At 31.5% G+C, this 8,980-nt stretch carries 4 protein-coding genes and 1 pseudogene; all 5 read right to left on the reverse strand.

The features are described 5' to 3' along the window. Positions 1 to 371 precede the first annotated feature (371 nt). The 5 genes and pseudogenes from nifJ to spoVG all read right to left on the reverse strand — a co-directional run bounded on the left by nifJ (position 372) and on the right by spoVG (position 8,967). Positions 372 to 3,938 carry a pyruvate:ferredoxin (flavodoxin) oxidoreductase gene (nifJ, locus tag HMPREF9129_RS06590; protein ID WP_004821744.1) on the reverse strand — a complete coding sequence of 1,189 codons (3,567 nt, stop codon included), beginning with the start codon at positions 3,936 to 3,938 and terminating at the stop codon, positions 372 to 374. Positions 3,939 to 4,079: 141 nt separating this feature from the next. Then, positions 4,080 to 4,997 (reverse strand): HPr(Ser) kinase/phosphatase, encoded by a 918-nt coding sequence (gene hprK, locus HMPREF9129_RS06595; RefSeq protein ID WP_004821746.1) that lies wholly within the window; start codon positions 4,995 to 4,997, stop codon positions 4,080 to 4,082. Beyond that, positions 4,990 to 6,842, reverse strand: a pseudogene (uvrC, locus tag HMPREF9129_RS06600) (excinuclease ABC subunit UvrC). The gene hprK and the pseudogene uvrC overlap by 8 nt, the downstream one beginning before the upstream one ends. Positions 6,843 to 6,852: 10 nt before the next feature. After that, a complete protein-coding gene (locus tag HMPREF9129_RS06605) occupies positions 6,853 to 8,577 on the reverse strand; it encodes an aminopeptidase P family protein (protein WP_040552711.1) in 1,725 nt (574 codons plus the stop codon). 117 nt (positions 8,578 to 8,694) lie between these two features. Then, positions 8,695 to 8,967 carry a septation regulator SpoVG gene (gene spoVG, locus HMPREF9129_RS06610; RefSeq protein ID WP_004821755.1) on the reverse strand — a complete coding sequence of 91 codons (273 nt, stop codon included), beginning with the start codon at positions 8,965 to 8,967 and terminating at the stop codon, positions 8,695 to 8,697. Between the last annotated feature and the right edge of the window lie 13 nt (positions 8,968 to 8,980).

Below are 8,980 nucleotides of genomic sequence, written 5' to 3' on the forward strand. Positions count from 1 at the left end.
AATAAAATTACGACCAAATATAGTTCTTTACTAATCTGTAGATGTTTTGAAAACTCTTTTCTCTATCTGAAATTATACTATCTAAAAGACCAGCTATTAAATGTCAATAGATATTTTTAGGTTTATCGCATTTGGATACCAGATGTAAAAAAAGAGGAAGCTTTCACTTCCTCAACATCTGTATATCACAAGTAGACGCTCAGGTTGCTCCCCAGCATAGCCCTATCCTCTTACTTACAAGTAAATAATAAACCAAAAACTTAAATATGTAAATAAGGCTCTATAATATCTGTTGGGGAGTAAATCTCTAACAGATATTATAGAGCCTTTTATTTTAGGATTTTTGCAACAATCCCTTTTTATTTTATTATTTATTTTTGTTCTCCAGAAGATTTTCCCAAAATTGTTTCAGATTTTTGCATATTTAGATAATTGTTATATCTTTCTTTAGCATTTTCTTCTGCAATTTCAAATAATTGTTCAGCACGTTCAGGGAATTGACGAGCTAATGAAGTATATCTAACTTCTCCTTGTAAGAACTCTCTGTATGAGCCTTTTGGTTCTTTAGAATCTAAAATAAATGGATTTTTTCCTTCTTTCTTAAGGTCTGGATTATATCTGTATAGATGCCAATAACCTGCTTCAACTGCAAGTTTTTCTTCTTCTATAGAACATCCCATACCCTTCTTGATTCCGTGAGATATACATGGAGCATAGCATATTATTAGTGATGGACCATCATATGCTTCAGCTTCTTTAATAGCTTTTAGAGCATGATTCTTATCAGCACCTAGAGCTATTTGAGTTACATAAACATATCCGTAAGTTGCAGCCATTAACCCTAAATCTTTCTTTCTTGTAACCTTACCAGCTGCAGCGAATTGAGCAGTAGCACCTGTTGGAGTAGCCTTAGAAGCTTGTCCACCAGTGTTAGAATAGATTTCAGTATCTACTACAATTACATTTATATTTTCTCCTGATGCAAGAACGTGGTCAAGCCCACCGAATCCAATGTCATATGCCCATCCATCTCCACCTATTATCCATTGAGATTTCTTAATTAAGAAGTTTTCAAGGCTCTTTAATTCAACTAATATTTCATTAGCCTCTTCATTATCATATTTCTTTTCAAGAGCTAAAAGAACATTAGCAGCTGCTGCTTTTGAAGTCTTATAGTCAGCCATATTTGTTATCCATTCATTAAATACAGCATTAGTTTCAGAATCAACGTTTAATTCAATAAATTTTTCCATTAATATCTTGATTCTGTCTCTTGTAACAGTTTGGCTGATTGCCATACCGTATCCATACTCAGCATTATCTTCGAATAAAGAATTTGCCCAAGATGGACCATGTCCGTCATCATTTGTACAATATGGCATTGATGGAGCTGAACCACCCCAAATTGAAGTACATCCTGTTGCATTAGCAATGCTCATTCTATCTCCAAATAATTGAGTAACTAATTTGATATATGGAGTTTCTCCACAACCTGCACAAGCTCCTGAGAATTCAAGATGTGGTTGGAAGAATTGAGAATTTTTAACATTGTTTGGTTCGAAATCAGCTTGTTTAGATTTAACTTGATTTGAAGCATATTCCCAATTTATAGCTTGGTCAGCATAAACATCTTCGAATGGTGTCATTACCAAAGCTTTTGTTGGAGCTGGACAAACTTGAGCACAGTTTCCACAACCAGTACAGTCAAGTGATGAAACTTGAATTCTATATTCATAGCTATCTGCGCCTTTACCTTTACCTTTTACAGTTTCAAAAGTGCTTGGAGCGCCTTCTTTTTCTGATTCGTTTAATAAAAATGGTCTTATTGCAGCATGAGGACAAACTAATGAACATTGGTTACATTGTATACAGTTTTCAATTTTCCAATCAGGTATATTAACAGCGATTCCTCTCTTTTCATACTTAGAAGTACCATTAGGGAAAGATCCATCTTCCATTCCTACAAATGTAGAAACTGGTAAGTCATTACCTTCTTGACGATTTACAGGGACTAGAATGTTATTTACAAATTCTGAAGCGCCTTTGATGCTATAATCTGCTACATCATCAGCTGATTTCCATTCTTCTGGCACTTCAATTTTTTGTAGAGCATCTATCCCTTGGTCTACTGCTTTATAGTTCATAGCAACTATTTCATCGCCCTTAGAACCATAATCTTTTACAATTGCCTTCTTAAGAAGTTCTGTAGCTTGTTCTATTGGAAGTACTTTTGATAGTTTAAAGAATGCAGATTGCATTACCATGTTAGTTCTTCCCCCAAGACCAATTTCCGCAGCTATCTTAGTAGCATTTATTGTATAAAACTCTATTTCATTTTCAGCTATATATTTTTTCATAGCTCCTGGTAATTCATTAGCAAGAGTTTCTTCATCCCAAACTGTGTTAAGTAAGAATGTTCCACCTTTTCTAAGTCCTCTCAAAAGGTCATATTGGTGTACATATGATTGTTTTGAGCAAGAGATGAAATCAGATTCAGCTAATAGATAAGTTGATGTGATTTTTTCTTTACCAAATCTTAAGTGAGACATAGTTACCCCACCTGATTTTTTAGAGTCATAGTCAAAATAACCTTGAGCATACATATCTGTATTATCTCCGATTATCTTTATAGCACTCTTGTTTGCACCTACTGTACCATCAGAACCAAATCCCCAGAATTTACATCTAATTGTTCCCTTTGGCTCAGTTGTGATTTTTTCTTCAATTGGTAGAGAAAGGTTAGTAACATCGTCTTCTATACCAACAGTGAAGTTATGTCTTGGACTTTCAGCGTCTAAATGTTTGTATACAGCCAACATTTGTGAAGGATTTGTATCCTTTGAACCTAGACCATATCTACCACCAACAATCTTAGGTGCATTTTCTTGTCCATAATAAATGTCTCTAACATCTAAGAATAATGGTTCACCAGTAGCTCCTTTTTCTTTAGTTCTATCTAAAACAGCAATCTTCTTAACTGTTTTAGGCATAGTTGCTAAGAAATGTTCTTTTGAGAAAGGTCTGTATAAATGTACTTTTAACAAACCAACTTTTTCGCCTTTATCAGTTAGATAATCTACAACTTCTTCTATAGTTTCTGTTACGGAACCCATTGCTACTATTACTTTTTCAGCATTTTCATCTCCGTAATAGTTAAATAATCCATATTTTCTGCCTGTTAAATCAGAAATTTTATTTATATAATCTTCAGTAATTCCAATTACATCTGTGTAGAAGTTGTTTGATGCTTCAACTTCTTGGAAATAAATATCTGGGTTCTGAGCCGTACCTCTTACTTTTGGTGAAGCAGGATGTAAAGCCCTTGCCTTAAATTCTCTAACAGCTTCTTTGTCAACTAATTTAGCTAAATCATCATAATCCAAAACTTCAATTTTTTGAACTTCATGTGATGTTCTAAATCCGTCAAAGAAATGAGTAAAAGGAACTCTTCCTTTTATAGCTGCTAAATGAGCCACTGCTGCCATATCCATAGCTTCTTGCACAGAGCCTGATGCTAACATAGCAAATCCTGTAGCACGAGAAGCCATTACATCTTGATGGTCACCAAAAATAGAAAGTGCATGTGATGCTAGTGCACGTGCTGCTACGTGGAATACTCCTGGAAGTAATTCACCTGCAATTTTATACATATTTGGTACCATAAGTAAAAGACCTTGTGATGCTGTATAAGTAGAAGTTAAAGAACCTGCTTGAAGAGCACCATGTACTGCTCCAGCTGCTCCAGCTTCAGATTGAAGTTCTTTAACAAGAACCTCTTGTCCAAATATATTTTTTCTTCCTTGCGCCGCCCATGCGTCTACGTGTTCAGCCATAGGTGAAGAAGGTGTTATCGGAAATATACATGCCACCTCTGAAAACGCATATGCGACATGCGCTGCTGCTTCATTACCATCCATCGTTTTAAAATGTTTAGCCATTTTAACCCCCTAGTTAGTTTTAAAATTTTTTTCTCTAATAGTCATTATAAATCTAATAATTTATAATTGCAATGAGTTTGAGTATAATAAACGTCAAAAATGTGTATTTTACTTGTTCAGAACCATTTCCAAATTGTGGAATTAATCTAATTTATGCCCTAATATCCTTTTATTTAACTCTTCTGCAGGATTATAGCCTTGCTCTTTTTGTTTAAAATTCTTTGTCGCAATTTCTATGATTAATGCTGAATTTCTTCCAGGTTTAACTGGAATATCAAATTTAACTACCTTTTTATCCAAAATAGTTTCATATTCATTGTCTATTCCCAACCTATCATATTCAACTTCATGGTCCCAAGGTTCTAAATTTATAACCATCTCAACCTCTTTAGAATCCATTACAAAACCTATTCCAAAAATCTTTTCAACATCTATTATTCCAACTCCTCTAATTTCCATGAAATGTTTAGTTATTATTGGAGATTTTCCTATCAATCTATCATCTATTCTTTTTATGATTACTGAATCATCTGAAATTAATTTAGAACCCTTGGATATTAAATCAAGTGCAGTTTCGCTTTTCCCCACACCGCTATTGCCTTTTATAAGAACACCTACTCCATAAACATCAAGTAATACTCCATGCATTCTTATAGTGGGAGCTAACTCTATTTCCATATAATTTTGGAATTTAATAGAAAATTTAGAAAAAGTTTCCTCAGTTCTTAATAATGTAATATCCATTTCTTTTGCAAGTTCAATTATTTCATCATGAATCCATCTATCTCTCATAAATATTATGGCTGGAATTTTACATGAAAAAAGTTTTTTAACAGCTTCATATCTCTCTTCGGAGCTCATTTCATTTAAGAAATACCATTCTTGCTCTCCAATTATTTGCACTCTTTTATCATCAAAAGAATCAAAATGTCCATTTAATTGCAGTCCTGGTCTATTTATGTCCAAAGTTTCTAAATATATTTGATTAAAATTATTAGATTTATATAAAATTTTTAAATTTAAATCATTAATTACTTTGTTTAATGCTATTTTATCCATTTATCCCTCCATGGAAGTGTTCATAGATACTTTCTGCAGCACTTCTATTCATACTTTCAACTATTTCTAAGTCTTCAATTGTAGCTTCCTTTATTTTTTTAATAGATTTAAAATGTTTCATTAAATTTTGTTTTCTAGTTTTCCCTATATTTTTTATATTGTCCAACTCTGATATAAAAATATCTTTTTCTCGTAATGAACGATGATAGTTTATTGCAAATCTATGAGCTTCTTCTTGAATTTTATATACCATTCTATATATGTTGCTATTTATTTTTAAAGAAAATTCCTTATTCTCATATATAATTCCTCTAGTTGTATGAAAATCATCTTTTACCAATCCACAAACAGGAATTTTAATATTCAATTCTTGTAAAACTTTCAAAGCTATATTAACTTGTCCTTTGCCGCCGTCCATCATTATTAAATCTGGAAATTTTGAAAAGGAAGACTTTTTATTTGTATTTTTTTCCTCAATACCTCTAACAAATCTTCTATATAGAACTTCTTTCATAGAAGCATAATCATTAGGCCCTTCAACGGTGCGAATTTTAAATTTTCTATAATCACTCTTTTTAGCAACTCCTTCTTCAAACACAACCATAGATCCAACAGATTCTATCCCATATGTGTTAGATATATCGTAAGCTTCAACTCTATGAGGAATTCTATCTAAGCTTAACAAAGTCCTTACCTCTTCTAAAGTTCTCATGTTGTCTTCTATTTTTCTCTTATATTTGTCAGCATATTTGTTAATCATTTCTAAAGCATTTTGTTTTACAAGTTTTACTAACTTTAATTTATTCCCTCTTTGTGGGATTACTATATCCACATGATATCCTCTTTTTACAGAAAGAAATTCTTCGAGTACTTTTTTATCTTCTGGTTCTGATTCCACAATCAATTCTTTAGGAATAAAACTAACTCCTGCATAAAATTGTTTAATAAACGCACTCATTATTTCACTATTCTTATTTTCAAAATAGTCTTTCATAAAATAATGCTCTCGTCCTATTATTTTTCCCTCTCTAACAAAAAATACTTGAATTAAAACTTCATCAATTCCTCTTGCCAATCCTATAATATCTTGGTTTTCTGAGATATTTGTGTTTGAAATAATTTGTTTTTCTTTTAAAATTTCAAGTGATTGAATATCATCTCTATACAGTGCAGCTTTTTCAAATTCAAGTTTACTTGATGCTTCCATCATTTTCTCTTTTAATGATAGAAGCATCTTTTCATCTTTCCCTTCTAAAAAATTAAATATTTCGTTAACCATGTCATTGTATTTTGATTCGTCTACGTCGCCTTTACACGGAGCAAGGCATTTTCCTATAAAATAATTTAAACAAGGTCTGTATTTACCAATATCTTTTTTTAAATTTAAACTACACGTTCTCAATGGATATGTTCTATTTATTAAATCTATTGTATCATTCACAGCAGTAATTGCCGGATACGGCCCGAAATACTTAGCATGGTCTTTTAGTATTTTTCTAGTTTTTAAAACTCTCGGGTATTTCTCATTAGTTATTTTTATATAAGGGTACTGTTTATCATCTCTTAGCAATATATTATATTTAGGAAGATTGTCTTTAATTAAGTTACTTTCCAAAATTAAAGATTCAATTTCATTTTCGACTATTATATATTCAAAGTCTGCAATATGTGAAACCATAGCTTTTACTTTAGCATGGTTTCTTCCATAACTGCCAAAGTACTGACTTACCCTCTTTTTAAATTTTTAGCTTTTCCAACGTATATAATTTCGTCTTGAGCATTTTTCATTATATATACACCTGGTAAATCTGGGAGTTTTTTTAGTCTTCCTTCTATATCGTCCAATATATCACCTTTATATTTCTCTAGTATATTTCTTTAACCATTCTTTTTCTTCTTCAGTCATAAATTTATTTAATTTCTCATATACTTCCTTATGATAATTATTTAAACACACTTTTTCTTCATCTGTTAATAAATTAGAATTTACAGCATCTAAATCTATAGGAGCATAGGAAATAGTTTTAAATTTTAAATATTGGCCATACTCATTGTATTCATGTTCAACAACTTCTAATATATTTTCTATTCTAATTCCGTGTTTACCATCCTTATATATTCCCGGCTCATTTGAAATTATCATTCCTGGTTCTAATTTTTTTTCAGCATTCGGATTGAATTGTGGCGGACTTTCGTGAACGCCTAAAACATATCCTACCCCGTGTCCTGTTCCACATCTATAATCTTCATTTATCGCCCAAACTTCTTTTCTAGCAATTGCATCTAGTGCTAAAGACTTAGTCTTGGCAGGGAAAATAGTGTTCATAAGTTGTAGATGAGATTTTAAAACATATGTGAAATGTCTTTTTTCTTCCTCTGTTAACTCTCCAACTGCAAAAGTTCTTGTAATATCTGTTGTTCCATCTAAATACTGTCCACCTGAATCAACTAATAAAAATCCTCTTTTTTCTATCTTAGCTGCACTCTCTTCACTAGCAGAATAATGCATCATACTTGCATTAGCTCCATAAGCGGATATAGTACCAAAACTTAAATCTAAGTATCTATCATCTGTCGCTCTTAATCCGTCGATTTTATTAGCACAAGTCCACTCGGTTTCATTACTTAAATCTGAATTTTTAAGCCAATGCATAAATTTGGTTACATATACACCATCTCTTATGTGAGATTCTCTTATATTCTCGAGTTCACCTTTACTCTTAATGCTTTTCAAATAACCTACAATGTCATCTTTTTCAATTACATTGTTTTTCCCCTCTATAAGTTTATATAATTTTGTATTTGTCTGCGGGCTCAAAATAAATTTTTCATTTTCTACATTTGATAAAATTTCAAAAACATCTTCATATTCATAGATTTCAAAACTTTCTTTTAGTTCATCAATAAAAGATTCTATTTTTTTAGTATCTATAAATAGTTTAGCTTTATTTAAAGTTACTAAAGCATATGCAAAAGTTACCGGTACATTTTCAATGTCTGCACCTCTTGTATTAGATATCCAAGCAACTCCTTCTAAACTAGTCACCAATGTAGCAGTAGCATTTTTCCCCTTAAGATTATCTCTTACAATGGATAATTTTTCCTTTGAAGTTCTATCACTCCACTCACTGTGAGAAAAAGATTTTGTTTCTCTAAATTCTCTATCTGTCCAAATTTGCCTATATAAATCAATATCTACTAATTCAGCATTGACTTCAGATTTTAATGTTTCGTATTGTGAAATTGGCATATATAAAGCATTATATCCAATTCTTTCACAACCATTATCTCTTAAAAATTCATTAACAGTAGGAACTCCATCAACACCTATTTTCATAAGTTCAAATCCAGTTCCTTGTATTTGACGTTCAGCTTGCTCAAAATATCTTCCATCAGCCCATAATAATGCTTCATTTTTTGTTACTACTACAGTTCCTTGAGAACCACTAAAATTAGTTAAATGTTGTCTTTCCTTATAATAATCTGCTAAATATTCACTATTATGTGGATCCGATGTCAAAACTAAATATGCATCGATATTATTTTCATTCATCAGTTTTCTTAACATATCCAAACTCATATTACCTCTCCTTTTTATAATATTAACTTTCATTTAACTGTATATCTAATATACTTATATATTTATTTTACTATTAGTTATATAAAAAATAGAGCTTTTCAGCTCTACTTTATTCAGCTATTTTTCAAAGCTATCATTTGATGCTAAATCATATTCTTTGAAAATAGCCTCTTCAAGTTCTTTTCTTGTTTCAGCATTTATAGGATGCGCAATATCTTTAAACTCTCCATTAGGAAGCTTTCTTGAAGGCATAGCTATGAATAAAGATTCTACCCCCTCAATAATTTTGATATCATGAATTACAATTTGATTGTCAAAAGTTACAGAAGCAACAGCCTTTAATTTGCTGTCTTCTGGTAATTTTCTGATTCTTACATCTGTTATCATCATGTTCTTATCACCT

The organism is Peptoniphilus indolicus ATCC 29427 (assembly GCF_000227315.1).
In the GTDB taxonomy this organism is placed as follows: Bacteria; Bacillota; Clostridia; order Tissierellales; family Peptoniphilaceae; genus Peptoniphilus; species Peptoniphilus indolicus.

Coding starts and splice junctions, on each gene's coding strand:
- HMPREF9129_RS06605 (WP_040552711.1), bottom strand. CDS start 8,577: ATGAGTTTGGATATGTTAAGAAAACTGATGAATGAAAATAATATCGAT.
- spoVG (WP_004821755.1), bottom strand. CDS start 8,967: ATGATGATAACAGATGTAAGAATCAGAAAATTACCAGAAGACAGCAAA.
- hprK (WP_004821746.1), bottom strand. CDS start 4,997: ATGGATAAAATAGCATTAAACAAAGTAATTAATGATTTAAATTTAAAA.
- nifJ (WP_004821744.1), bottom strand. CDS start 3,938: ATGGCTAAACATTTTAAAACGATGGATGGTAATGAAGCAGCAGCGCAT.